We start from the raw sequence: 23,948 nt of genomic DNA on the forward strand, positions 1-23,948 counted from the left end.
TTTTATTTCTTTCTTGATAATAGATCAATTCGTAGACCGGGGTTCCGTCTAATAAACCTGCCTAACTATGCAAGCTTCCCTTCAACCAAGGACGATGTCGATAGGGGCCAATCGGAATTTGGATTAGGCTGGTTTTACCTATTGGCACCATACCGTAAATCTCATCACTCATGTTCGCATCAAATCCCAGTAGTGGGTGCCCTCCCATTCCAAGGGCTGAGGCAGCTAACAGTAATCGTTGCACGAGCATGCCGGCTTCCATTTGTTGGATTCGATATCCTCTATATCCCAGGGCCGTTCTGAACGATTCCCTATCTCCTGCCACATGTAGGCAGAGCGGTACCTGGAGCAAATTAACATTATCTAGAGACATTCCAGATTGCAACTGGAGTCGATAATCTCCAGGATGTACCTTTCGCAACTCATGAGTAGTGCTGTCATAATAATAGGCTCCATTTGGAATACCTTCGACATTATAAAAACAGCCATACAATGAAACACGAGGCTCGTTCTTCCAATATGCTCCATCCAAATCATTCCGATAAGAGAAGGATGCGGTCGCTTCCTGCATTAGTGTGGCCAGTTGAATTTGACTCACCTTTCCCAATACAAAATCCATATCCAGTGAAAATCTCTTTCGACAGGCTGACGCCAGATCATAAGATAATCGGTTCACGTGGGGCAGAGCTTCGGCTTGGCCGTCAAAATTCAAACCCTCTTTCGCCTCAACGAGCCGAAACGTTTGCGTTGAATTCAGCAAGGACGCTTCATTCAACTTGGTTAACATCGGATACTCTTTGACCCTCTTTGACCGGACGTAATGAATGGGCTGAATCGCTGTTAACTCTCGGCACAATTCTGCAGCATTGGTGTCTATTTTTTTCCCATTTGTAGACCAAATAGTTGGTTCAACTGAAAGCGGAATAACCGCATAAACACTCTCCTCCTGTTCGGAAAGCCCAACAAGATGGTTAATGGCCCGATCAAGAAACTGGAAGTAAACCCCCGTTTCAAAGCCAAAACGTTTCGCGACTTCCAGCAACTGTCCAATCACCACGCCGGCATCCAACCCTTGCAGACGGTAAGAAAAGTTATTGTATTTATAGAAATTTTTCCAAAACAGGGTCGACACAAACACAGAACCAAAACAAGCAGACATATCACAACGATTCCCAAGTGCACGGGCTAGATATGCATCAAAATTTCCTTCTCGTAACAATACCAAGCGGTGATGAGCTACATCATAATGGTACACCCCAACAGGCAAATCCTCTATCTTAAGATAAATATATACTTCGTTTGGATATAATGCCCCGCCGGAAGGTGCGAACCGCCGAAACGACTGTACTAGGTTCGCTGTTTTAGCTGTGGATACCAAGGGAGAGACTGACTGGCTAACTTGTGTAAGACCATATACATACCATAGAAAATGACCAATTTTGCGAAGATTAGGCTTTGTGGGTGGTTCTTGTTCCTCAAGTGTCAGCGGTACTTCAAGAGAAAATGGTACTTCTGGCAAGCCGCGGTAAAGCTTATAAGGAAGTGGCGCATCTTCCCAATCCACTTCCCAATTAGGTACGCTTGCCTTGTCAATGTCAAAATGTAGATTGAGCAAAAACTCCTCTAGACTCATCCTCCTTGCCTCCTAGTATCCGCTTATGGAAACGGATGCGGATGTGGGTTTAGTTGGTCAAGTGTCAACGGTTGTTTTGAATATCCAAGTTCCATCGGTACCCGGAGCACCCGCTCTAGCCCAGTAACACGGGTAAGATGTTGGCCGAATGTCATCGGCAGCATCCCCGGAATCAGTACCTTCACGCAATAAAGTCCGTTCCGTTTCAATTCTGGTGCCGTCTGGTCGACCACAATCACATCAAGATTTAATTGGCGAAAAACTTGAAGAATGTCTAGCAGATCATCTGTAAGGTCGGTATGCCTCGACTTCCACTTAAATTCCTCTGAGAATGTTCTCAATGGACGATTATCTTCAAGTAAAAAATCCAGACGCTTTTCCGCTTGCGGCAAACCGTACAGCATGCCATGATCATCCATCTGTTGGACCAGAGATGAATCTTGCAGCATACGGCTATATTCTACCTGGTTCGACTCCAATTTTTCATCTAGGGTCAGCATCATGCCAGCCAACTCATGGACCGCACTTTTAACCGCCCTTACCGGGTCAAGATGTGCGCCAGCAGCACAGATAAGATTCACTCCCTTTTCTTTCCTGTTTTTAGCAATCGCACAAATACTCGGAATTCCGTGCTCCATTGTCGAATTATACAAATACAAATCATATCCCGCGACTGCCCGCATACGTTCGATCATCAACTGCAATTCTTGGTCGTCAGCAGAAGATGGATCTAGTCGCGGCAGTTTCAGTTGTGCGTACCAAGTCATCAAAAATGAATCCCGCTCCACCACTTCCATAATTCCGTAGAAAATAGCCTCCTCCAAACTCCCCCCTAACGCGCATCCGTTGGAAGTTTCATAGACAAATCCACGCTGCCCGCCTCCCAAGCTGTAATAGGCAAGCAGTTCAGGCACAAGTATTGGACGCTCTTCCAAAAACGAATGACCCCATACCCAATTGATTGGTTTTTCAGGATTAAACGGTTGAAAAGGAAAACCATGCTGCTCATACTGTTCCTTTGCATGTACACCTACTTTAATCGGATTGAGTGCCTTATCTTGCAAATTGCGGAAACTATCAAAGACAACTGTACGTTTCCCGCGTGGCTCTAGACCACAGTACCGCTCCAGTCCTTCTAAAATGGCAGTCAACTCACTTACCTCATATGAATTTGTCCTGCCTGCTGTTCCCTCATCTCCCTCAAACAAAGGCAGATTTACACTGACATCGGCAAAGGGTTGGACTAAATAAACCATTTTACCATTCAAAAGGCCAGTTCGCTGATCTAGATAGTCTTTAGCTAAAACTTTATTCAGGTCATCCAACGAACGACAGCGGTAACTGTCGGGGCTGACCTTAGGACTTGGCTGCAATGAGATTCGAGCAGTTTTTTCCGAATCATCGGGTAATTGGCTGCATACTGGACACAACGGGTCAGGGAGAAAGGGATGCCAGGAATTCGATAATGTTTTCAAATTGATTAAACATACCTGGCCGTCCGAAAGTGGATGATTACCCTGTAAGATTCGTTTAACCTCCGCCCTGAGTAGATATGCCAGTTGCGAGAGTCCCGTGTTCGATACAAATCCTTCAGGCTGCATGCTTCTGTACTCCTTCAGCCTTTGCTGAATCCCCCACATCTCTTTTCGGTCGCGTCCAGCCATGAGACGTCTCAAATCCGCGCACTGAGAACACCCCGGGGTCCCTGGTCGAACTAGCGGCCCCACCACACCCTCTCCAAATGATAGGAAGCCCCGCAGCCAAGGCGTCCCTGTTCGTCGAAATATCTCTTCTGCCATTTGATGAACAGAAGGATTCCAGGCATCCTGCAGAACCAGAGCCAAATCAGTTTTTCTCGGAACAACCGCCTCGAATTCGGTCTGGCGAACTACATGGTAATGGGCGAAAAGTGCTTCGCACACACTGTCTGCCACCACCCCTTCTCCTATAACCAAAACGACAGCAGCGCTCACCCAAATTCCTCCTCTCGAAGCAACACTCCGAACACCCCAGCCAAACCTTCTTTTAAAAATGGTTCAATTTCTTGTTCAAACACCGAAAGCTGCTTATGATTTTGCTTCAAGACATCCATAGCGGCCTGCAAGTCCTTGAATTGTATCCTCTCTTCACAAGCGGGGATGACAATGCTTTGTGACACCTTTTCTTCCAGACACAAGGTCGATTCATCAAATGCTTGCGCTGTAATGCTGCCTTCCGAGTTTTGTACTTTGAAAAGAGCTTGTTGTAACGCCTTTCGTAACGCCATTGTTATATTTAAATCTGCGCTGCGATACCATCCGTCACTCGTATTGACCCATACCACAGGGAAACCTGACACTTCCTCACCTAACCCGATATGCGGTGCTCCCTGCATCGTAGTCAGCGATTGCAAATAAAACCGGCACCGTTCATCTTCAACAGCACTTAAATGCACCCCTTTGACAGATATCTTCTGATCACGCTGTTGAATGTTCATTTCTTCCTCCAAACACTTTTGCAACCCACGGCAAACACCTTCAGCAAACGTTTCCCCCGCACCAACTCCTACAAATTCCTCCCAATCTTGTATTCTACCCTCTACTTTCTGATATGGATGTAGATTTGTAACGCACAAATCGATCATACGTGAAGCATATGCTTCAATCCCAGCCAGACCAGCTTCCCTTCGTGCCTCTTCATGTGTCAAACCTGAACAGACTATGTCACGTAACAGTACAGCCGGTCCATCCGACAACGGGTCGACTGCCTGAACACGACACTGAGCTAACGGCAGCTGTTTTAATTCCTCCTCCCCCCATCGATGGAAAATCCCCGTCTCTTTTGATGTCAACTGATAGAAGTATAGAAGCAACTGACTTGGCTCACCAGTGCTTAATTTCTGTTCAAGTCGTCTATCATAATCGTCAACCCATTTAGCCGATATTCGTCCAGTCACCAAAGGATGAGGCGTAAATGAATGCCAGTTTCCTTCCAACGTATCAAGGTCAAGCAAGAAAAATTGATTCTGTTGTTCCTGTTCAGTTACTCCTGTAACCTCTTTAAACAATTCAAATACAATCACATTGGCCAACATTGCTCCTGCTGTCGAAGAGTATGCCGATAATTCTTGATCTTTGAATAGCGCAGAATGGTGCAAGCGGCGCCAAGCAGACTCCCAGCATGCCTCAGAATCTGGTTTTACTAACGGACCCGCAATACCCACCTGTTGTATGCAAATAGCAGGGAGTAAAATCTTCTTTTCTTCCCTACAAACCGTATGAAGAAGTCGCAGTGCCTCTAGATTTCCCTCCTGTGAAACATACAAAATCGAATCAAACGGCTGCACACACTCCCGCCAAAAACTTACCCTATCTTCCTTTAATTTGACCTCTTCTATCTCCACCTCAGGGTCTGATTTACGGGCATGGTCCACTAGTTCCAATAACCGCCGTCTATTTGTCGGTACGGTGTCGGTGATTAGTAGTTTGAACTTGGGCAATCCGGATTCAATCAAAGAAGAAACCAACGAAACCAAAAAAGGACCGGAGCCAACTGCCAACACTTTGGCCTGGCGATAGGTTTGAAAACGATACGCACCCGAATTAACAAAACTGTCCACAAATTCTATTTGTGAAGCATGCCTTTTAAGAACCTGAGCCTCTAATTGGTGTGGATAGTCTTGACTTACATCGCGGACAAACCCATTTCGATACAGCACTTCAGCAATTTCATACACCCGATCCCGGTATGGTCCAGGTAATCCTTCTGTTAAATTACCCAACGTATACTCCCCGTTGAACATTGGAATCAGCTTTTCAACCCACTGATCAATCGTACTGCCTTCCATACGGAACGAGCTTATGTTGTTCCGAAAATACACTCCATTGTTTGAATCGGGGAGAAAAAACGTGTCCCTTTTCACTTTCAGACGCATAGAAGGGTTCAAACTTGTCATTTCGCTCCTCCTTAGCCTTTACTTTTCTCCAATCAGTCTCATGACTTTACTATAATTCTATGTAACGTAATTTGTCCCTTATGTCTAAACTAATAGAGAAGGGCCTCTTTAAAGCCCTTCTCAATAAACAGCCAGTTTTACATCAGAAAAAGGGTGCGATTAACCGTGGCAACGACCTCCGCCGCAGCGATGCCCGCCGCCACAACTAGAGCAATGTGAGCAATGTGAACAATTAAAGCAACTAGAGCACCGGAAACAACTAGAGCAGTTAAAGCAGTTAAAGCAGTTAAAACAGCTAGAGCAACTAAAACAACTAAAACAACTAAAACAGCTAAAACAGCGGAAAACACCACCAATACCACCTATACCACCTACACCACCAATTCCGCCCAAACCACCAATTCGAGACTGATCAAGATAGTATTGGTTTGGGTCAAAAGGAACGGCCTGGCTCGCTTGAAAGTCGCCTACATTCAACATTTGGAGTTCATTTTGTAAGGGATTCATTTTCATACCTCCATCTATTTAAAATCAATAATTTGTGTCAGTACATGAAACTTCAAGTACTCTCCTCATCAAAATATGGCCGTTGGGTGGGTATTGCTACTGATTCAGAAGCCTATTTTATTGGGACATTCATACTACTTTGCCTAAAATGTTGATTAAATTAGAGGATTATATGGTATTCAAAAGAAATCAAACAAATCACTTGTCAGGAGGACTACCACACAAAAGGCCCATATTGAATCAAACAGAACATTTTTTCTGAGGTAGTTTCATACATAAGAAAAGGGCATGTTTTAGAACTTATACAAAAATCTCAGCCAGGGGGGAAAATGATGATTCAACAAACTGTGACAATCAACAGAAACGCAGGTTTATATGCTCAGCCGGTCAATCAATTAGTACAACGTGCTTCTCTATTTAATGCCGATATCTTTCTAACGTACAAGGGACGAAGGGTGAATGTAAAATCAGTCCTCGGCGTGTTATCTTTAGCGATACCTAAACAAGCAGAAATTATCTTAGAAGTTTCCGGGGACGATGAAATAGAAGCACTTAGAGAGGTCATTGATACGTTGGAAATGCTAGAGTAGTAATAATATTTTGTAAAAAGGCCGAGGCTGGATCTACTTTAGATTCCAGCCTCTTCCAACAGACTATTTAAATGTTAAGGACTTGTTTACATATCCCCGGTCACGATGATATAAAATAAGTGCAATTACTAAGATCCCCGAAGCGATCCAGATGGATGTGTTCCCAATGTAGGTGGTGGAAAATGTCCCAGTCAATGCGCCAAATAAAAATGAAAGAATAATTACAAAAAATTCTTTGAACTGTTTTTTAGCCTCATTATTATTTTCTTTCAAGGCCAAATACGCCGCTTGTGTAGCCGTCCGAAGATTGCCAGTTGTCATTGTTGAATTGTAGGCCCACTTGTCGAGTTTGTTGAAAGTGGAAATTTGTAAGGACGATACAAATGCGATACATACGGTTACCACGATGTTAGGTACACTGCTTGGTAATAGGCCAACTGTTATTAAAACCAGGCATTCCAAGATAAGAATAGACCTTCGGTAGCTGTGTAGAACTTGTCTTACCCGAGGAATTTTGGCGACTTCTGATACCAAAACACCTAAGATAAATGCTAGAATGGGTGGGATATAAAGCAACGCGCCATGCCATTCCTGATTGGCTGCTTTTACAGCGAGAAGTACCATATTACCTGTTTGGGCATTGGCAAATACTCCATCCCTGCTGGTAAACGTATAGGCATCTAAGAAACCTCCAACCACCGCTAACAACATGCCTAAATAAAATGAGTTGGACGATAACGAAGGGATTTTATCTTTCATTTGTTGTATGTTCTCCTTGTTCTGATTTGTTGCTTAAAAAAGTATTTCCTTAGTTCTGATTTTCTTAAAATATCATGAATTTAGATGAAAAAGTTACCCCAATTTTGACAATAAACGAAATTTTAACTGTTCATTATGGGAATTTGAGGTAAAATTTTTATGATTTTCCACTTCAATTATATGAGTTTTGAAATTTTAGATATAAACGGGCGAATTTTTGCATTTTTTGAGCGAATTTTTACATTGAGTGAGCGAATTACCACCTTCAATGAGCGAATTGAGAAATCATTCATAGATTGCTAGTTCTATCAGTGAATTTCTAAGTCCAATCAGCGAATTTCCAGGGCCAATCAGCGAATCTGATATTAAATGAAATCCTTCCCAAAAAAGGACCAACCTCATTAGTTAGCCCCCTGGTTTCACAATCCAATATTATTGATTATTTCTCATCCAATCGATCAATTCAGCGATCGCGTCTTCAAAATCAACTGCTGCTGTCCCGTCTTCAGGAATCTCCTCCTTGCATTGATCATATTCATTAAGCCTAATTACCAGTTCCTCCATACTCTTATCTGCCGTTTGTTTCTTTGATTGATATTTTTTGGCTTTATTTAGAAAGTCAGTGAACTGATCATCCTCACCAATTTCATCAACCAGGCTCCAAACCTCTTGTAAAACCCCTTCTAGTTTTTGTACGGAATCATGCAGCTTTTGTAATTTATCAATTGTGTTTCCCATTCTGTTACTTCCCTTCTTCCTCGAAATGCACTCCCTTCTATTATTTTCAAAAAATCCGATTAGAAACCAATAAAAAAACGCCTAAAGGCGCTTAATAATTGCACTTTGGACAAGGTTGAAATCGGTCTTTCCCATGTCCGCATTGTCTGCACTTGTCTGAGTATTTTTTCCCATTTTTACATTTCCATTGTTCATACGTGATGCCATGTGAACCTTTATCGTTTAAGTACTTGATATAATCATTCCCATAAGGATAGATCAACAACATCACCTCCAGTGCTCACTATAAATGTATGCGCTTACATAATAGAAAAATACTGTATATAAATAAAAAAAGTGTCAGGCACCATCCATTTTCTAAAGGGGCATGACACTTTTCCTTGTAAAATTGATAATCAAATTAACCGGGCTTCAATACTAATAATAATTCTTCACCATTTCTCCCATGACCCAGTTCGTTCTTGCACCTGTTACTCCGTAGCTTGGGCATTGAGAACTACCATTCGTTACGTCTGCAACAATAGTTTCGACAAGTGGCTGGTGGACGTGCTGTGGTCGTTCGAAACTCCATTCCTGCGTTCCGCCCGCTGTCGTCAAAACGATAGGCTCGTTTCCGAAGGTTGAAAAGCTGATTTTCCCTTTGCTCCCCACGATTTCATTCATATCGACATCTTCAAAAGCCGTGAAACACCAATTTCCCACGCCATGGATCCCAGATTCAAACTTATAGGTACCTGTTACAATATCCTCCGCCGAATAGTACCCCGCTTGATTGGAAGCTAAACCTTGAACGGACGTAATCGGTCCAAGCAGAAAATCTAAAAGATCAAGCGTATGGCTGGCTAAATCAAAGAAGAGTCCTCCTCCGGCCAATTCGGGTTGTACTCTCCAAGGGAGATGTTGCGGGTCCAACACATCTTCAGAAGCTTTTTGGTATTGGGTTGACGATACAAAACGGACTTCTCCAATCGCACCGTCTTCCAATAACTCTTTAATTTTTAAAAATCGCTCTTGTGCCCTGCGATAGTACGCAACATATAAAGGCACGCCGGCTTCCTCACACGCAGCGATCATTTCTTGGCATTCAGCATAATTGCGGGCCATTGGCTTTTCTACATATACAAGTTTCCCTGCTTTTGCTGCCTTGATGGTATATTCTTTATGTGGTCCTGGCGGCGTGGCAATATAGATTGCATTGACCTCAGGATCGTTTATGAGATCATCGGCATTATCGTACCATTTGGGGACACCATGCCGTTTTGCATAGTCCTTGGCAAGTTCCCCTGATCTCCTCATAACCGCTACCAACTCTGAATGATTGATTTTTTGGAAAGCTGGGCCGCTTTTCACTTCCGTTACGTCGCCGCATCCAATAATTCCCCAACGAACCTTATCCAACCTCATCCTACATCTCTCCTTATTTGCCACAGCACTTTTTATATTTTTTACCGCTTCCGCATGGACATGGATCATTTCGGCCAACTTTATTTTCCTTTTGAATCGGACCATTTTGGGGATTGCCACCCTTTTTGCCAGTATTTCTGAAATCAATTTCTCTTTCAAGTGCTGCAAGTTTCCAATCCAATAGTTCCGGGTGTGACTCTTCTAAAATGGAATAATAGCTATAGACCGTCTGTTCGATATCAACTAGGCTTGAAAAGTATTCCTTTTTCATATGATCGCTAATTTCTGGTAATGCCTTTTTAGACAACTGATGACATAGCGCTTCTATCAAAATGTCCTGATCTTGCAGTTCATTAGTATGATGGTAAGCCTCTCTTAAAACCTTAACTGCCTTGTCAGATTTAATATTTTCGACAACGGAACTAGCATAAATAATTGAATCGGAATTTTTTAAATATGGTTCTACCGCTTGCACAACTTCATCCGATTGAAAACCAATTAATGCGGATGAAACCTCCTCTAACAAGATATCATCATCACGGTCCAACAAACTGGCTAGCCGGGGGATATGCTTTTCTAGTTTCAGTAATCCAATCATATATACAGCCAAAATTCCATGAAATGAAAACCATTTTTCTTTTAATTCCTCTTGTAGAATTTCCTCGATACCCTCTTCTGTAATCCAGCCATTTTGAACGATACAGGCGGCAAGTTTTTTTGCTTTAATAAATTGTGAATGCTGATACGTTGTGGCTTTGTCAAGAGAATTAATTGTATTTGCAAATTCTTCCCAAACTTCTTCCTCGTCCCCATTTACGATTAGTTCAACTAAGGACCAATGTTCTTCATTAAAATATTTTTGCAGCGGTTCTTTATATTTGAGGCTAAGTATTGGTTCGATCCGTTCTAATAATTTCACGGCCAAGTGGATTTGGGTCTTGTCCATCTTTGGGATATTCTCTAAGAGAAGCTGGACTGCCTCTTCATTGATCCTCATGTTATCAATGTAAATTAGGATCGACGATTGCTTGTCCTCGTTGGTAAAAGCTTCCTTCAATAATTTTATCGTCCATTCTTCAGGAACGTTTGGATAATCGTGTAAGGCATGAAGCACTATTTCTTGAATTAAGATATCCTTGCTAATTACATGCGGTTCTATTTTTTCTAAAAAAGTCATCGTATCCGTCCTCTAATCATCTTTATTCTCCATAGTATTATAATTGATTTTAGCAGCATCACCAAAAGAAAACTTTAATGGTATGTATGAGCTGGAGCAATTGAAATACAAAAACTCGCCGCAAATCAATCTTTGGGCGAGTTTCTGATTTATGATTGTTTTCCTTTATATTAAAATGTTAATCCATGACCAAGCTTATAGATATTGCCATCACTATCTTTATAAGCATAAGCGAGACCTTCCGGCATATACTTGTCCTTGTCATAGCCTGGTACATCATTTCTCGATACACAATTACCTTCTTCATCAACCGCAATGACGGCTTCACTAGCTGGCAATGTTAACGGTAAAACACCAACTGGACGGCTATTGCCTGCGATCACCTCATATTGTGCCTTATAGTAGGTATCGTAACCAGCGATTAGGACATCCGCCAAAGGTTCAACGTTTCCAACGATCCATGGCAAAATGAAATTCACACTCATAATGACTTTTCCGCCGCGGACATGGATACTGTCTGCCACTTCTTTAAGATGGTCCATTCCACTTAAAGTGGTTTCTTGATAGGTGGACCCATCCAAAGCCGTTTCTGTTTTATCTTCGCAGATTTCAAGTTCTAACAATCCTGGGGTTGCATTGAAATATGCCCCAGATTTTGGACTTAAGAATAGAATAGCAATGTCAGCTTCATTGTAGTTATCCGTCAACGTAAATTGACCAAGCTCTTGACATTCCTGTCTTGCTTTTTCAGTATAAGAAGTTGCACGCTCTGGTTCTTTGTGGAAGACTTCCACATAAACTTTCTTCGTACCAAGCTTATCAGCTTTTAAAGGTAACGTCTGGTTGGTATTTTTAAGAACGGTTACTGATTTTTTATGAGCTTCATATGCAGCTTCCCAGCTAGCAGGATTATTAACTACTGTCGCAGCATTCTCTGGTGAAACGTATGTGCGATCATCAAATAATCCTAAAGCAAACATTTCAGTAAGCAATCTTACATTCGCTTCATTAATCCGCTCTTCACTAATCCAGCCATTTTCGATTGCTGTTTTAAGGTTTTCAATATCATTCGTGTCAGAAATAAGATCTGTGCCCGCATTAATCGCTTTAGCAAAACGTTCCGCCTCGCTTAAGGTTTCAACGCCCCAGCTCATTTTACTAGTGACGCCGCTGTCACTATTGATATAGCCTTTGAAGCCTAATTTTTCTCTAAGGATCGTATTTAAGAAATAATCATTAAAAGTAAACCCAACCTCTTCGAAAGGAATGTTTTCACCTTCGAATTCTTGTACTGAACTTTTCTTGATACTAGGGATCGAATAATATGGCATCATCGATGAAGTCCCATGTTCTACCGCTGCCCTAAACGGAGGCATATGATACTTTTCTAAGCTTCCAGGTGTGGGATATAGGTTCCATTTTCCCTCTTCATAGTGTGGATCAAATCCATTTTCCCTTGGTCCACCACCAGGAAAATGCTTAGTCGTCATAGCGATACTATGATTTCCAAGGGTCTTTCCTTGAAAGCCATCAATAATACGGCCGATAGCATCCGAGATAAATTCCGGGTCTTCACCGAATGTCCCATATATCCGCTGCCATCTTGGGTCAGTAACAGTATCCGCCATATACATATATCCTTTTCTTAATCCAACTGCATCCCACTCATCATGGGCTATTTCAGCAAATTGGCTAAAAAGGGAGGCATCGCCGCCATTTTTTATATCCCCTTTAGCTGCAGCAGTTAGTCCTAAGGTTCCTGGCCAAGTTGAAAAAATCCCAGCTGCATCATTCATACCAAAGATGAATTCTGTGTTTTCGTTTCGTGAATTCGATGCGATTAAACAAGGAATTCCTAGACGTGTTCCCTCACAAACTTCATTCATGGTATTGACCCACTCTGCCATTTGAGCTGGGCTCCAGTTATCTCTAAGAATGAAGTGGCGCAAATGCATGTTTTCAATCGTATGTGTTGTACCATATACTTTTGCCAAAGCAAAAATAGTTTCGCCCTTTTCAACAATCCCTTCATCTAACACACCATCATGACTTGTTTTACTCTTATCCTTTTGAGTAAGTCCCATTTGGCGGGTATTAATCAGCATCATTCCGACCTTTTCATCGGTATTCATTAATGAGACTAGGTTCTCCGCACGTTCTTTCGGGCTTAAGCGCCAGTCCTTATATGGTTCTAGCTTCCCACTATTATTTAAATCTTTAAATTTTAATCCATCCACTTCAATGATGTTCTTGACTCTTACTTCTAAATTCGGTTGCTCATGGTTATCTTTCAATTTAATGCCTCCTATTCTTGTCCAATCCCATCATTATAGAATCGTTTGGGACAAGGGCTAGATTCATGTTAGCAATTTGTGTGGATTTTCACATCCAATATTGTTACCTTTTATATAAAATTGCACATTAATGATAAATTTTTATATTAAAAGGGGCCATGAGTTTATTCATGACCTTCTTTTCTTGTGACTGTTTTTATACTCTGTAGTGGTCATTCCTATTAACTCCTTAAACACTTTACAAAAGTAATTATAGCTACTAAAACCCACATGGATACCAATATCTGTAATAGATAAACGCCCTTGTTCAATAAGGAAAATTGCTTCTTCTATTCGCTTTTTATGTAGATAATCAATCACACCAATATTCAATTCTTCTTTAAATTTCCTCGCAAGATACATTCGATTAAAACCTATTTCGTCTGCTATCGCTTGTACATTTATAGGTTCTTTAAAGTAGAGATTTATATACATTAACGCTTTCCTTACAACAGTACTATACCCTTTAACTGCAAAATTCTTCACCGCATCACAATATTCATCGATCATCCTGAAATTTATGGCCTCTAAATCGGACATAGCTACTGCGGCCTCAATCTCTAAAGCAAATTTTTCCGAAATAGCATGTAAATATTGAGGTTCGACCCCACCCTTAGCAGCAGCCATCCGATTCATCGTGTTACTTGAAAAGCCAAGATTTTTTTTCGCCCGCAAAGGATTTCCAGGAACTCGATATGAAAAGTCACCTGTAAAATCAATTAAAGCTTTCATGGCATTTTCTTTATCTCCAATTTCGATAAAATGTAATAATTTCTTTTCTGCCTCATATCTTAGCTTAACTTCCATCCCATCTTGGGCATAATCTTGCGGCTCTATCTCCGGTTGATATTGCTCATTATGTTTTTTGGTCGTAATGAATTGGGAATCCACGCGCGGATTTGCTAATAGATTCACTAATAAATCACCAATTGCGATGTATGATTGTCCCAAATAGGGTAATGATTTGTAAAACTTCTCAAATGCAGTTATCCAATTATTTTCAAGATGATTTTCCCTGATAACATTCCAGATAAAATGGTCAGTTACTTTCTCTATCAAGAAAGGTCCGACGATAACCATACCTTGAAACTGTTCACCTTTGTGCAGCGCTACTGCCATATACGATAGTCGGAAAGAATCTGTATGAAAACAAAAACTCTTTTTATGGGCCTTTTCTAAAGAGTTTTTAAGTTCCAAATAGATTTTCTTTCGGGCTTCAATAATAATTAGTGGATCACTATCATCAGATATGTGTAAAATCGTTTGAATTTGATGATCAACCGCTTGTACATCTATATGAAAAGCATTTTTGATTAGCCAGCATTTACTTTTCAGTTCCTCCATAACAAATCACCCTTCAGATTCTTCGGATTCGCATTAGTCGCTTTCAGATTCCCATTTGCTTATTTCTTCCCTAACAATTGGTGCAACTTCTTTTCCTAAAAGTTCAATGGCTCTCATTACATCATCATGAGGCATGGAGCCAACAGGACAGTGGAGCATAAAGCGCGTGATCCCAACATTCTTACGTAAGTAGATAATTTTCTCGGCAACTGTCTTCGAATCCCCTACGTACAATGCTCCTTCCAAACTGCGCGCAGTATCAAAGCTTGAACGGTCATATAGCCCCCATCCGCGTTCATGTCCTAGTTTATTCATGACAAGCTGGGTGGAGGGGAAAAACTTTTCAGCTGCTGCTTCGCTAGTCTCCGCAATGAAACCGTGCGAATGCGAGGCAACCGTAAGCTTAGATACATCATGACCAGCGTGAACAGCTGCCTTTTTATATAGTTTCACAAGTGGCTCAAATTGCAGCGGGCGACCGCCAATTATGGCTAAAACGAGTGGCAACCCAAGTAGTCCTGCACGGATAATGGAATCACGGCTGCCGCCACTACCAATCCAAACCGGCAGAGGATCCTGAACCGGTCTAGGATATACACCGAGATTATGTATTGCTGGTCGATGTCCGCCTTCCCAGGTCACTTTCTCTGACTCACGTATTTTTAATAATAGCTCTAGCTTCTGATCAAATAATTCATCATAGTCTTTTAAATCATAGCCGAACAATGGAAAAGACTCGATGAATGAGCCCCGGCCAGCCATGATCTCGGCACGGCCATTTGAAATCGCATCAAGAGTTGCAAAATCCTGAAAAACTCGAACCGGATCGGCAGATGAGAGAACCGTTACTGCACTGGTTAATCGAATTCGATTGGTTTGTGATGCGGCAGCAGCCAACACCACTGCTGGAGAAGAGGCCGCAAAATCCTCACGATGATGCTCACCGACACCAAAAACATCAAGTCCAACCTGATCTGCTAGCACTATTTCCTCCACCACTTCACGGATCCGTTGCGCATGACTAATTACCTCCCCGGTTTTCACATCCGGCGTTGTCTCTACAAACGTGCTCACACCTATTTCCATTAAGAATACCCTCCTATTAAGCTAAGGCCGCTCATGTGCCTGCGTATATTAAAATTTTATCTAATAAATACCATGCGTAATTATCCTACATTTCCCGATATATTTCAAAATAATCGGATTTTTACTTTTAGAATGTAAAACAAAAATGAGTGTCAGGCACCCAAAGGGTGCCTGACACTCATTTTTTAATAAAAGAATTCTGTTTCATTATGGGCAACTGAATCTGTTTTATTACCAGGAGTGGACGATTTGAAGGTCGTAATTTTTTCGTATTCTCCTGGTTGGAGAATGCTTTTGTCCCCTCTCATTAGGTAGGTGTAAGCGATAATCGAGATAAATAATCCAAATGTCCAGGCGTTATCCCACAAAAAGCGAAGTCCCGGGATGAGAAGTCCAAGTACAGGAACGGCGACACCAATTATCAGGGCGTAAACACCGTTTTTATTAAAACCGGATGTATAACTATAGCGGCCGTTTACATCATATAGTTCGTTAAGGGCCATTTGCCGCTTGCGAACAAGCCAGTAATCCGCAATGGCAATTCCATCAATCGGACCGAGTAAAGCACCGTACGTTCCCAACCAGCCAAAAATATAGTTACCAAAGTTCTCCATGATATACCAAGGCTGCATTAAAATCGCAAAGATTCCAGTGATTAGTGCACCTATGCCAAACGTAATTCGTCTTGGATTTAGATTTTCAATTGCACGGGCCGGTGCAACGATGTTTGCCCCGACATTGATCGTTAAGGAGGCAATGACAATGATTAATGTTCCCAAAAAGATAACGAATGGCGGGAATTTCGCAAGCAGTTGAACGGGATCCCAGAGTGCTGTCCCGAAAATAACCACTGTCGCAGATGTGACAGCAATTCCAATAAAGGAGAAGATACTCATTGTAAGTGGGAGGGAGAAACTTTGAGCCAGCATTTGTGATTTTTGACTTTTTGCATAGCGGCAAAAGTCAGGAATATTCAAGGCAAGGGTTGCCCAGAAGGCAATGACGCCGGTTAATGCAGGGAAAAATACCTTTAAAAACGCACCTGTTGTCGCGAATTCAGAAGGGGTATCTAAGATCGGGCCCCACCCTCCTGCATTTGTATATGCCCATATAAGTAGAATAATGGAAGCGATGCCGACAATCGGTGTGGCAATTAAGCCAAGAACTTTCATTGCTTGAGGTCCCCTATAGGCGACAACCACATTTAATGCCCAAAACAAGGCAAATACAATTGCTGTATGTCCTGGGACGTTTCTCCAGGCGGCAAAAGAAGCCGATAAAAGTGTATCAATCGCACCCGTACCAATCCATGTGTTAATTCCAAACCAGCCAGCAGCAACAATCGCTCTAGCTAAAGCTGGGATATGCGCTCCTTTTGATCCAAACCATAAACGAGCAAATACGGGATAGGGAATTCCAAACTTCGTACCAGCATGGGAATTTAATAGAATAGGGATAAGGACAATGACATTTCCAAGAAAAATCGTTCCTATTGCCTGCCACCAATTCATTCCTAACGAAATCAGGCCACTAGCCATCGTATAGGCAGGAATACATAAACACATACCAATCCATAATGTAGCAAAGTTAAGCCCTTTCCATGAATGTTCCTTCATTGTCGTTGGGCGCAGGTCATCATTCCACATTTCACTGTTACTTAAACCATTGGCTGCTTCAGTCGTCAGGGTAACAATACCATTTTGTTCAATTTGCGTTTTCAACAAATTTCCCCCTTATTGGTTATTTAACGTGCTTTTTAGTGAAACAATGATGCCTTAAATTCAAATGTACAGATTTGTTGGAACTCCTCTCACTCAAGATATAATTGAACGAATATTTAAAAAATTTTTAGCAGTTTTTACCTACTCACCATTGCATCCCCTCTTTCCTTCAACTCCCGAAAACAGGATCCTGTTTGCCGTACCCTATGTATCAGGTAAAGCAATAGGACAAGAAAACCTACTTCTCTATACTAAATTATAAACCTCTTCTACTTTCTGTCATTGGACAAAAAGTAGAATAATTTCGATAAATTCTTTTATGTTATGTAAAATGCTGCATCGGGTTGATCAGGTGTATCCTCCTGAAAGGATACCAATACCTTTTATTGGATTATAATCAGGAGGACAGGATCTGTCTTAAATTGCGTAAGAATCCCTTACATCATTTCGTGTTCATTTTCTAATAGTTGTTTACTTCTAACTTAGTTAATGCGTGTGATAATCTATTGATTCCCTCATGAATCATGCTTGTATCAACCCTTCCATAGGTAAGACGGAGACACCCTTTTTCAGAGCCTAAAACATTTCCAGGTACAAAGGCTATTCCCTTCCTGATTGATTCCTCCAGTAATTTTTGCTCATCTATAGGTTTGTTTACTTTGCACCACAGATGAATTCCCCCATCTGGAATAGAGAAAGAAACTTTTTCATCCAATAATTGGTTAAGACTTTGAACAAGTTGATCTCTCCGTTGTTCAAGCTCTTTTCTTAAAAATTGTATATGTGCATCAAAGGACTGTGACTTGAGAAATTCGTTCGCCACCCATTGAGGAAAAACACTGTGTCCAAAATCAACTTGTTGTTTCGCGTCGGCAAGCCGTTGAATGACCTTTGAGGGGCCAATAACCCAACCGATTCGTAATCCTGAAGCAATAATTTTCGACAATGAACTAATATATAGGACATTTCCATTATCATCCATTGATTTTAACGATGGATTTACCACTCCATTAAAGGAGGTCAAACTATAGGGGTCATCTTCAATAATCGGAATTCCAAATTCTGCTGAAAGGTTTAAAATTCGTTGACGCCTTTGCAGGGAAAGAACCTTACCCGTTGGGTTTTGATAATCCGGATTTAAGAATACCATTCTTATTCGATGTTTCTTATGTAATTGAACAAGGTCCTCCGGATTTATCCCATATGAATCCACGGGCAATCGGAAGATTTTTAAACCTGCTGTTTGAAAAATGGGCAGGGAAAAACAATAAGATGGATCCTCTATAGCAACAGCGTCACCAGGTTTAAGCAAGCATTGGACAATCAAATGCAGCGCTTGCTGTGCACCCGATGTAATAAGAATGGAAGAAGAAGTTGTATTAATATTCTTATACTCATTCACATGTGCGGCAATCGTACACCTTAATTCTTCATTCCCTTGCGGATCATCATAGCCAAGATAGCCTGTAAAGGGCTGCTCGGAAAGAATTTGTTGGAATTGCTCATTTGGAAACAGACTAGGTGACAATTCACCGCTTGCCATATTAATAAGGTCATTATCTTGTGTTTCCTTACGAATTCTTTGAACAACAGGAAGGTTGGGAAGAAATGAGCCACGCTCCAAATATCTACTCCAGTTTGGAATTCGTCTATGTTCGAGCCCCCAAATATCTGTACTGACAATGGTCCCACTACCTTTTTTTCTCTCAACAATCCCCAGTGACTGCAGTTCTTCATATGCGGCTACCACTGTACTACGATTCACTTGCAGCTCTTCAGCTAAGGCCCTTTCTGAAGGTAACATGGTTTCCGGTGAAAACTGGCCTGTGGAAATACCTTGTTCAATGTAATCAGCAATTTGTTTATAAATTGGTTTTTTATTTGTTCGATCGGGTCTCCAATCCACCGTTCTCCCTCCTTTCATAAAAGTGGATGGTCCATTTTTTTAGCAATTGGCTGGTCATTTTTTATAACTTTAACCTTAATATAGGAATCATACTATGTCTAATGAAAAATCAATAATTTTATCATTTAGTGAGGATGAAAAAATATGAAGATTGGCATGATTCTTATCATTGTTGTTTTAATAGCAGCATTAGTTGGTACCCTTGCACTTACTGGGAAACCAGATGATGACTATAAAAGTTCCACAAAACAAAACACTATACGATTGACGGCTATTTATGCCATTGTCATCTTAGCTGCAATTGGAGGCTTGGCTTGGTATATCAGTATAAACTAAATCATAAATCACTGGCAGTAAACACATAATAAGGTTAAAAAGGTGTGTTTATCTGTGGATTTCCCTGCCATTCAAACGAATTTTTGGGATGCGGTATTTGCGATCCCAATCATTATCTTGTTAACTCAACTAATTAAGGTATATTTCAAGTTACCGAAATGGTTTGTTCCAACCATTGCACTTCTATTTGGACTAGGAATTTCAATTTTTATTAGTCATAAACATAACACTCTTGGCGGTATATTTATGGGCTGGTTTTACGGATATGCAGCAATTGGAACTTATGCATCGTTAAAAACAAATATTATTTCCTTTAGAAATAAACAAAAGAAATAATTTTAAGCCCTCCCTTATTTATCGCATAATTCAAAATCTATTAAAAATAATTATTTCGAAATCCGAAAAAAATGTTACAATACTAATTATTACTTTTAATAGATTGAAGGGACATGAATGAAAAAAAAGCAATGGCTTATATACGGAATGTTGATTTTCGCTACGGCGACATGGGGAAGTGCATTTATTGCTGGAAAGATTGCTGTTCAAGACTTCGAACCGGCAACTGTTGCTTTTTTACGTTTTTTAGGAGCTGCTGTCCTCTTGTTCCCGCTGATGTGGGTAACTGAAAAAAATCGGATCCGGCCAACTCTTAAGGACTATGGCTTGTTTGCGGTTTTAGGCTTAACTGGAATAGCTCTCTATAATATTTGCTTTTTTATTGCCACCAAACATGCACCAGTCATTAAGAGTTCCTTATTTATTGCGTCAAATCCTGTATTAATCGTTCTTCTATCAGGGATATTTTTAAAAGAGACGATCACCAAGAACCATATTATTGGAATGGTTACTGCTCTTATAGGGGTTACTTTTATTATTACAGATGGTCACGTACTTTCTTTATTCGAAATTGGCTTTGAAACGATTGATTTTGTTTTACTTGGTGCGGTGATTTGTTGGGCCTTATATAGCGTTGTTGGCAAAGTGGTGTTAAAAAAATTTAGTTCAGTCGAATCCACTACTTATGCCGTAGCTTTTGGTACATTATTTTTATTGCCATTTGCATTAGTGGAAACCACATGGAAGGATGTACAGCATGCTGACATTTCAACTTGGATAGCCATTGCCCACATGAGCATTTTCGTAACAGTGGTGGCATTTATCATGTATTATTACGGGATCAAGGAAATTGGCGCGGCAAAAGCATCGATTTTTATTAATGTCATGCCAGTATCGGCCGTCTTGATGGCAACGATCTTTTTAAATGAAACCTTCACTGTGGCTCACGGAATTGGAGCTGCCTTTGTTCTATCAGGTGTTTATATTGGAACAAATACGAAGATATTTAAGAAAAAAATAAGTACAGTAAATCGTGCTATTTAATTAAAATAATCGCGTAAAAGGACTTACCTAATTGGTTAGTCCTTTTTTTAACAAGCACTTTATTACTAAAAAAGTGTACCTTAAAGTATAATAATGTATATAAAATAGCATCTTGAGAAGGAGCATGCTTTATGGGTTTTATCGTTTATTTTATTCTAATCATGATAATTCCAATATTTGTGCAGATGTATTTAAGGAGTACCTACTCTAAATTTTTGAAAGTAGGAGCCTCTTCTGGTTTAACGGGGGCCCAGGCTGCTAAAAGAATCTTGGATCAAAATGGCTTATATGATGTATCGGTCGAAGAAGTGAAAGGCCACTTATCTGACCACTACGATCCAAGAAGTAGAAGTGTTAGGCTTTCCTCAACGAACTATCATGGGACCTCGATTGCTTCGATATCCGTTGCCATTCACGAGGTTGGCCATTGTTTACAACAAAAGGATGGTTATGTACCTTTACGAGTAAGACATGCATTGGTACCTGTCGCGAACATTGGCTCAAATTTTTCATTTATCTTGATCTTAATCGGTATTCTTTTATCCTCTGCCAATTTTTTATTACTTGGAATTATCGCTATGGGGGCTGCAGTCCTTTTTCAGGTGGTTACGTTACCTGTCGAATTCAATGCGAGTTCCAGAGCTCTCGATGTAATGGTTGGTTCTGGTCTGATTAGAAATGAGGAAGAGTATCGGGCGAAAAAAGTGCTTAACGCGGCTGCGCTAACGTATGTAGCAGCAACAGTAGTTGCAGTAGCAGAATTACTCCGTTTTGTACTCATGTTTACTGGAATGCAAAATAATGATGATTAAGAATGTAAATAAGACTCCCGCGGTGGAGTCTTATTTTTTGCTTCAGTTATTAGGATTTTTCTGATGTTATGTCGTTATAGGGCAAGATCAGTTTTTCCAGCCTACTATAATCCATGGAACTAATTTCCTCCATTAATCTAGGAATTGCTTTTTCAGGATAGCCATAATCACGAAGTAGTTTCCGCTTTTTTTCTATTTGATCCACTCTAATACCTCCCCTAATCTGTGTTGTGATTTTCCTTTAAAAAACCAATATCATTTTCACATTTTGCCCGAGACCTTCATGTTCTATGAATTCTTTTCAAATCCCATCAGTAAGTTTACATAATGTAATTATAGTTAATTAATATAGAAATATTGCATAAGTTTTCTTGTCGGTTTTTCTGTACTTAGATTTGACTAGGAATATCCTGTAACTATATAATAAATCCCCATCGATTATAAAAATTACTGTTTAAGTGTGTTTTGGATAGAGTTTTTCTTGGAACATGTTATACTTTGCTTTACAAATATCTGTGAAAGAATTATTGGGAGTGTGTATTATGAATTACAAGGTTGTCATCTTAGATATAGACGGAACCATCCTCCCGCATGGAAAAACACTGAGTCATGCCACAAAGGATGCCATCCAGAGGCTAAAAGAGAATCAGACAAAAGTGGTGATTGCTACCGGGAGAGCACCATATTTTACTGAGTCGATTATTCGAGAAACTGGGGTCGACTCGATGGTCTTTTTTAATGGATCATTTGCCTTCCATGAAGGAAAAGAAATATACAAGAGTTCGATTGAAAAGCAAGTATTAGAAAGAGTCCATCAATTATCCAATGACTTTCAACATCCACTGACATATTTAGGCGATTCAAGCTTTAAAGTTACTCATTTAGATCATCCCTTCGTCGTAGAAGCGTACCAGCATGATCCATGGAAACCGGAGCTTGCCACGCCGCAATATTGGAAGGACCAAGATATATATCAAATCTTCCTTCATTGCGATCTGGAAGAGGAATTATCCTATCAGTCAATGGTTCCAGAACTGGATTTCCGCAGATGGAGTTCAGGGGCACGTACGTGTGATGTGAATTTGTCTAATTCAAACAAAGCAGTGGGAATTAGTAAATTATTAGAAAAACTAGGGATTGCACCTGATGAGGCCGTTGCCTTTGGCGATGGTTTAAATGATATGGAAATGCTGTCACTGGTCGGAATGGGAGTCGCTATGGGAAATGCCCGTGATGAATTGAAAGCAGTGGCCAATATGGTCACACTCTCCGCCGAAGAAGATGGTGTCCGTTACGGATTAGAGCGTCTCGGTTTAATTTAAACCGAGTGCTCTTATCAGTTTTGATATGGGAGATAAGGAGTGAGAAGTCGTGAATTTAACATATGAAGTCATCTCGGACGAAGAAATAGAATATTGCCGAGATTTATGCAATGAATTAATGGCCTTTCAAAAATCCAAAGCTTACATAACACCCGAACGATTTGATAGCATGAATTTTGACACCCGAATGGTACCTTCGATAAATAGCGCCATTCACAATTACATCGTGATTGTAAAAGATGGAGACCAAATCGTTGGGTATGTCTATTCAAATATCTCACCCAAAGAGGCTTATTCTAATGAATTTGCCACCTTTTTTGACCTTTCATCGGTTCATAGACCAAATGTTGGTTGTTTATCGCAATTTTATATTAAGGACGAGTATCGGAAGTATGGGGTGGGGTCTACACTTTTCAACATGTCGATGGAGTGGTTAAAACAATTTGATGAGGTCGAGGATTATTTTATCTTTGTCTCTAACGGAAATAATGACGCGCTAGAATTTTATAAACGTAAGGGATTTTCGGTCAGTCATGAGATCTTGGACGGTTTTATAACAGTGTTACGCAGTAAATAGAAACGAAAAAAAGCTTGTAGGATTTGGTCCATATAGATGTAATCTACAAGCTTTTTGTATGTACTTATTACATCCATTCTTCAGCGATCGAGCTGTTATCAGCAATGGTGAAGGCTGCATTAGTAATGGCTTGGGCTAATGTGTCGCCCGTTTCACATATGTTATTAAAGCAAACTTCAGTGCCCCCATTGGTTGTATAAGTAAAACCAAAGTCTTTTAATTTTTCAACGATGAGCATCGCATGGTCAAGCTTCTCCTCGGGTTGAAAATCAGCAACTGGAATGAATTTCCCTTTTTCAAAATCAAACCATCTGTCCCATCTATTTAACTTCCAACCTAGTATTCTCCGAGCGATTATTTCTACTTGGTTCATTTCTTTCTGGCTCCTT

23 protein-coding genes are annotated in these 23,948 nt (G+C 40.6%); 7 read left to right on the plus strand and 16 right to left on the minus strand.

Annotated elements, in window-relative coordinates; translation table 11 throughout:
- Positions 1–61: 61 nt before the first annotated feature.
- The 4 genes from FS608_RS07065 to FS608_RS07080 all read right to left on the minus strand — a co-directional run bounded on the left by FS608_RS07065 (position 62) and on the right by FS608_RS07080 (position 6,080).
- A complete protein-coding gene (locus tag FS608_RS07065) occupies positions 62–1,633 on the minus strand; it encodes a SagB family peptide dehydrogenase (RefSeq protein ID WP_144548525.1) in 1,572 nt (523 codons plus the stop codon).
- Positions 1,634–1,656: 23 nt separating this feature from the next.
- Positions 1,657–3,606 carry a TOMM precursor leader peptide-binding protein gene (locus FS608_RS07070; protein WP_144548526.1) on the minus strand — a complete coding sequence of 650 codons (1,950 nt, stop codon included), beginning with the start codon at positions 3,604–3,606 and terminating at the stop codon, positions 1,657–1,659.
- Positions 3,603–5,567, minus strand: coding sequence for a putative thiazole-containing bacteriocin maturation protein (locus FS608_RS07075; RefSeq protein WP_144548527.1), 1,965 nt, complete (start codon positions 5,565–5,567; stop codon positions 3,603–3,605). Before FS608_RS07075 ends, FS608_RS07070 begins: the two co-directional genes overlap by 4 nt.
- A gap of 159 nt (positions 5,568–5,726) precedes the next feature.
- On the minus strand, positions 5,727–6,080 hold the full coding sequence (locus FS608_RS07080; RefSeq protein WP_186328639.1) for a heterocycloanthracin/sonorensin family bacteriocin: 354 nt from the start codon (positions 6,078–6,080) through the stop codon (positions 5,727–5,729).
- 326 nt (positions 6,081–6,406) lie between these two features.
- On the opposite strand from FS608_RS07080, the gene FS608_RS07085 reads away from it, so the two are divergent.
- Positions 6,407–6,664: an HPr family phosphocarrier protein gene (locus FS608_RS07085; protein ID WP_222127316.1), complete on the plus strand. Its 258-nt coding sequence runs from the start codon at positions 6,407–6,409 to the stop codon at positions 6,662–6,664.
- Between the two features lie 63 nt (positions 6,665–6,727).
- On the opposite strand, the gene FS608_RS07090 is transcribed toward FS608_RS07085, so the two are convergent.
- The 10 genes from FS608_RS07090 to pdxR all read right to left on the minus strand — a co-directional run bounded on the left by FS608_RS07090 (position 6,728) and on the right by pdxR (position 19,132).
- Positions 6,728–7,423, minus strand: a complete 696-nt coding sequence (locus tag FS608_RS07090; RefSeq protein WP_144548530.1) for a YoaK family protein — start codon at positions 7,421–7,423, stop codon at positions 6,728–6,730.
- 432 nt (positions 7,424–7,855) lie between these two features.
- A complete protein-coding gene (locus tag FS608_RS07095; protein ID WP_144548531.1) occupies positions 7,856–8,161 on the minus strand; it encodes a hypothetical protein in 306 nt (101 codons plus the stop codon).
- 81 nt (positions 8,162–8,242) lie between these two features.
- Positions 8,243–8,368, minus strand: coding sequence for a hypothetical protein (locus FS608_RS31185; protein WP_260871600.1), 126 nt, complete (start codon positions 8,366–8,368; stop codon positions 8,243–8,245).
- A gap of 210 nt (positions 8,369–8,578) precedes the next feature.
- Complete coding sequence (locus FS608_RS07100; protein WP_144548532.1) at positions 8,579–9,565, minus strand: Gfo/Idh/MocA family protein; 987 nt, start codon at positions 9,563–9,565, stop codon at positions 8,579–8,581.
- Positions 9,566–9,578: 13 nt separating this feature from the next.
- The gene (locus FS608_RS07105; RefSeq protein WP_144548533.1) at positions 9,579–10,742 is read right to left on the minus strand and encodes an SEC-C metal-binding domain-containing protein; all 1,164 of its coding nucleotides are present in this window, start codon (positions 10,740–10,742) and stop codon (positions 9,579–9,581) included.
- Positions 10,743–10,912: 170 nt separating this feature from the next.
- On the minus strand, positions 10,913–13,036 hold the full coding sequence (locus FS608_RS07110) for a glycoside hydrolase family 3 protein (protein ID WP_144548534.1): 2,124 nt from the start codon (positions 13,034–13,036) through the stop codon (positions 10,913–10,915).
- Positions 13,037–13,204: 168 nt separating this feature from the next.
- A complete protein-coding gene (locus FS608_RS07115) occupies positions 13,205–14,419 on the minus strand; it encodes a helix-turn-helix transcriptional regulator (protein WP_144548535.1) in 1,215 nt (404 codons plus the stop codon).
- A 33-nt stretch (positions 14,420–14,452) separates the two neighbouring features.
- Positions 14,453–15,505: an LLM class flavin-dependent oxidoreductase gene (locus FS608_RS07120; protein ID WP_144548536.1), complete on the minus strand. Its 1,053-nt coding sequence runs from the start codon at positions 15,503–15,505 to the stop codon at positions 14,453–14,455.
- Positions 15,506–15,690: 185 nt separating this feature from the next.
- Complete coding sequence (locus tag FS608_RS07125; protein ID WP_144548537.1) at positions 15,691–17,226, minus strand: NCS1 family nucleobase:cation symporter-1; 1,536 nt, start codon at positions 17,224–17,226, stop codon at positions 15,691–15,693.
- Between the two features lie 460 nt (positions 17,227–17,686).
- Positions 17,687–19,132 carry a MocR-like pyridoxine biosynthesis transcription factor PdxR gene (gene pdxR, locus FS608_RS07130; RefSeq protein ID WP_144548538.1) on the minus strand — a complete coding sequence of 482 codons (1,446 nt, stop codon included), beginning with the start codon at positions 19,130–19,132 and terminating at the stop codon, positions 17,687–17,689.
- A 144-nt stretch (positions 19,133–19,276) separates the two neighbouring features.
- Between pdxR and FS608_RS07135 the strand changes: the two genes are divergently transcribed.
- The 4 genes from FS608_RS07135 to FS608_RS07150 all read left to right on the plus strand — a co-directional run bounded on the left by FS608_RS07135 (position 19,277) and on the right by FS608_RS07150 (position 21,660).
- Positions 19,277–19,468, plus strand: a complete 192-nt coding sequence (locus FS608_RS07135; RefSeq protein ID WP_144548539.1) for a hypothetical protein — start codon at positions 19,277–19,279, stop codon at positions 19,466–19,468.
- Positions 19,469–19,522: 54 nt separating this feature from the next.
- A complete protein-coding gene (locus FS608_RS07140) occupies positions 19,523–19,804 on the plus strand; it encodes a hypothetical protein (protein ID WP_144548540.1) in 282 nt (93 codons plus the stop codon).
- A gap of 117 nt (positions 19,805–19,921) precedes the next feature.
- Positions 19,922–20,848, plus strand: coding sequence for a DMT family transporter (locus tag FS608_RS07145; protein WP_144548541.1), 927 nt, complete (start codon positions 19,922–19,924; stop codon positions 20,846–20,848).
- A 131-nt stretch (positions 20,849–20,979) separates the two neighbouring features.
- Positions 20,980–21,660 carry a zinc metallopeptidase gene (locus FS608_RS07150; protein WP_144548542.1) on the plus strand — a complete coding sequence of 227 codons (681 nt, stop codon included), beginning with the start codon at positions 20,980–20,982 and terminating at the stop codon, positions 21,658–21,660.
- A gap of 49 nt (positions 21,661–21,709) precedes the next feature.
- Here FS608_RS07150 and FS608_RS30115 read toward each other — a convergent pair whose 3' ends face one another.
- Positions 21,710–21,865, minus strand: a complete 156-nt coding sequence (locus tag FS608_RS30115) for a hypothetical protein (RefSeq protein ID WP_186328640.1) — start codon at positions 21,863–21,865, stop codon at positions 21,710–21,712.
- Between the two features lie 337 nt (positions 21,866–22,202).
- On the opposite strand from FS608_RS30115, the gene FS608_RS07155 reads away from it, so the two are divergent.
- Both FS608_RS07155 and FS608_RS07160 read left to right on the plus strand, forming a co-directional pair.
- The gene (locus FS608_RS07155) at positions 22,203–22,982 is read left to right on the plus strand and encodes a Cof-type HAD-IIB family hydrolase (RefSeq protein ID WP_186328641.1); all 780 of its coding nucleotides are present in this window, start codon (positions 22,203–22,205) and stop codon (positions 22,980–22,982) included.
- Positions 22,983–23,031: 49 nt separating this feature from the next.
- Complete coding sequence (locus tag FS608_RS07160; protein WP_144548544.1) at positions 23,032–23,559, plus strand: GNAT family N-acetyltransferase; 528 nt, start codon at positions 23,032–23,034, stop codon at positions 23,557–23,559.
- A 67-nt stretch (positions 23,560–23,626) separates the two neighbouring features.
- Here the strand turns inward: FS608_RS07160 and FS608_RS07165 are convergent, their stop codons facing one another.
- On the minus strand, positions 23,627–23,932 hold the full coding sequence (locus FS608_RS07165) for a BC1872 family protein (protein WP_144548545.1): 306 nt from the start codon (positions 23,930–23,932) through the stop codon (positions 23,627–23,629).
- Positions 23,933–23,948: the final 16 nt, after the last annotated feature.

The sequence above is a fragment of the Bacillus sp. X1(2014) genome, assembly GCF_007678255.1.

What these genes read in the sequence shown, in the direction of transcription:
- FS608_RS07065 (WP_144548525.1), bottom strand. Translation starts at nt 1,633, where the DNA reads ATGAGTCTAGAGGAGTTTTTGCTCAATCTACATTTTGACATTGACAAG.
- FS608_RS07075 (WP_144548527.1), bottom strand. Translation starts at nt 5,567, where the DNA reads ATGACAAGTTTGAACCCTTCTATGCGTCTGAAAGTGAAAAGGGACACG.
- FS608_RS07080 (WP_186328639.1), bottom strand. Translation starts at nt 6,080, where the DNA reads ATGAAAATGAATCCCTTACAAAATGAACTCCAAATGTTGAATGTAGGC.
- FS608_RS07085 (WP_222127316.1), top strand. Translation starts at nt 6,407, where the DNA reads ATGATTCAACAAACTGTGACAATCAACAGAAACGCAGGTTTATATGCT.
- FS608_RS07090 (WP_144548530.1), bottom strand. Translation starts at nt 7,423, where the DNA reads ATGAAAGATAAAATCCCTTCGTTATCGTCCAACTCATTTTATTTAGGC.
- FS608_RS07095 (WP_144548531.1), bottom strand. Translation starts at nt 8,161, where the DNA reads ATGGGAAACACAATTGATAAATTACAAAAGCTGCATGATTCCGTACAA.
- FS608_RS31185 (WP_260871600.1), bottom strand. Translation starts at nt 8,368, where the DNA reads ATGGCATCACGTATGAACAATGGAAATGTAAAAATGGGAAAAAATACT.
- FS608_RS07100 (WP_144548532.1), bottom strand. Translation starts at nt 9,565, where the DNA reads ATGAGGTTGGATAAGGTTCGTTGGGGAATTATTGGATGCGGCGACGTA.
- FS608_RS07105 (WP_144548533.1), bottom strand. Translation starts at nt 10,742, where the DNA reads ATGACTTTTTTAGAAAAAATAGAACCGCATGTAATTAGCAAGGATATC.
- FS608_RS07115 (WP_144548535.1), bottom strand. Translation starts at nt 14,419, where the DNA reads ATGGAGGAACTGAAAAGTAAATGCTGGCTAATCAAAAATGCTTTTCAT.
- FS608_RS07120 (WP_144548536.1), bottom strand. Translation starts at nt 15,505, where the DNA reads ATGGAAATAGGTGTGAGCACGTTTGTAGAGACAACGCCGGATGTGAAA.
- FS608_RS07135 (WP_144548539.1), top strand. Translation starts at nt 19,277, where the DNA reads ATGAAGATTGGCATGATTCTTATCATTGTTGTTTTAATAGCAGCATTA.
- FS608_RS07145 (WP_144548541.1), top strand. Translation starts at nt 19,922, where the DNA reads ATGAAAAAAAAGCAATGGCTTATATACGGAATGTTGATTTTCGCTACG.
- FS608_RS07150 (WP_144548542.1), top strand. Translation starts at nt 20,980, where the DNA reads ATGGGTTTTATCGTTTATTTTATTCTAATCATGATAATTCCAATATTT.
- FS608_RS07155 (WP_186328641.1), top strand. Translation starts at nt 22,203, where the DNA reads ATGAATTACAAGGTTGTCATCTTAGATATAGACGGAACCATCCTCCCG.
- FS608_RS07165 (WP_144548545.1), bottom strand. Translation starts at nt 23,932, where the DNA reads ATGAACCAAGTAGAAATAATCGCTCGGAGAATACTAGGTTGGAAGTTA.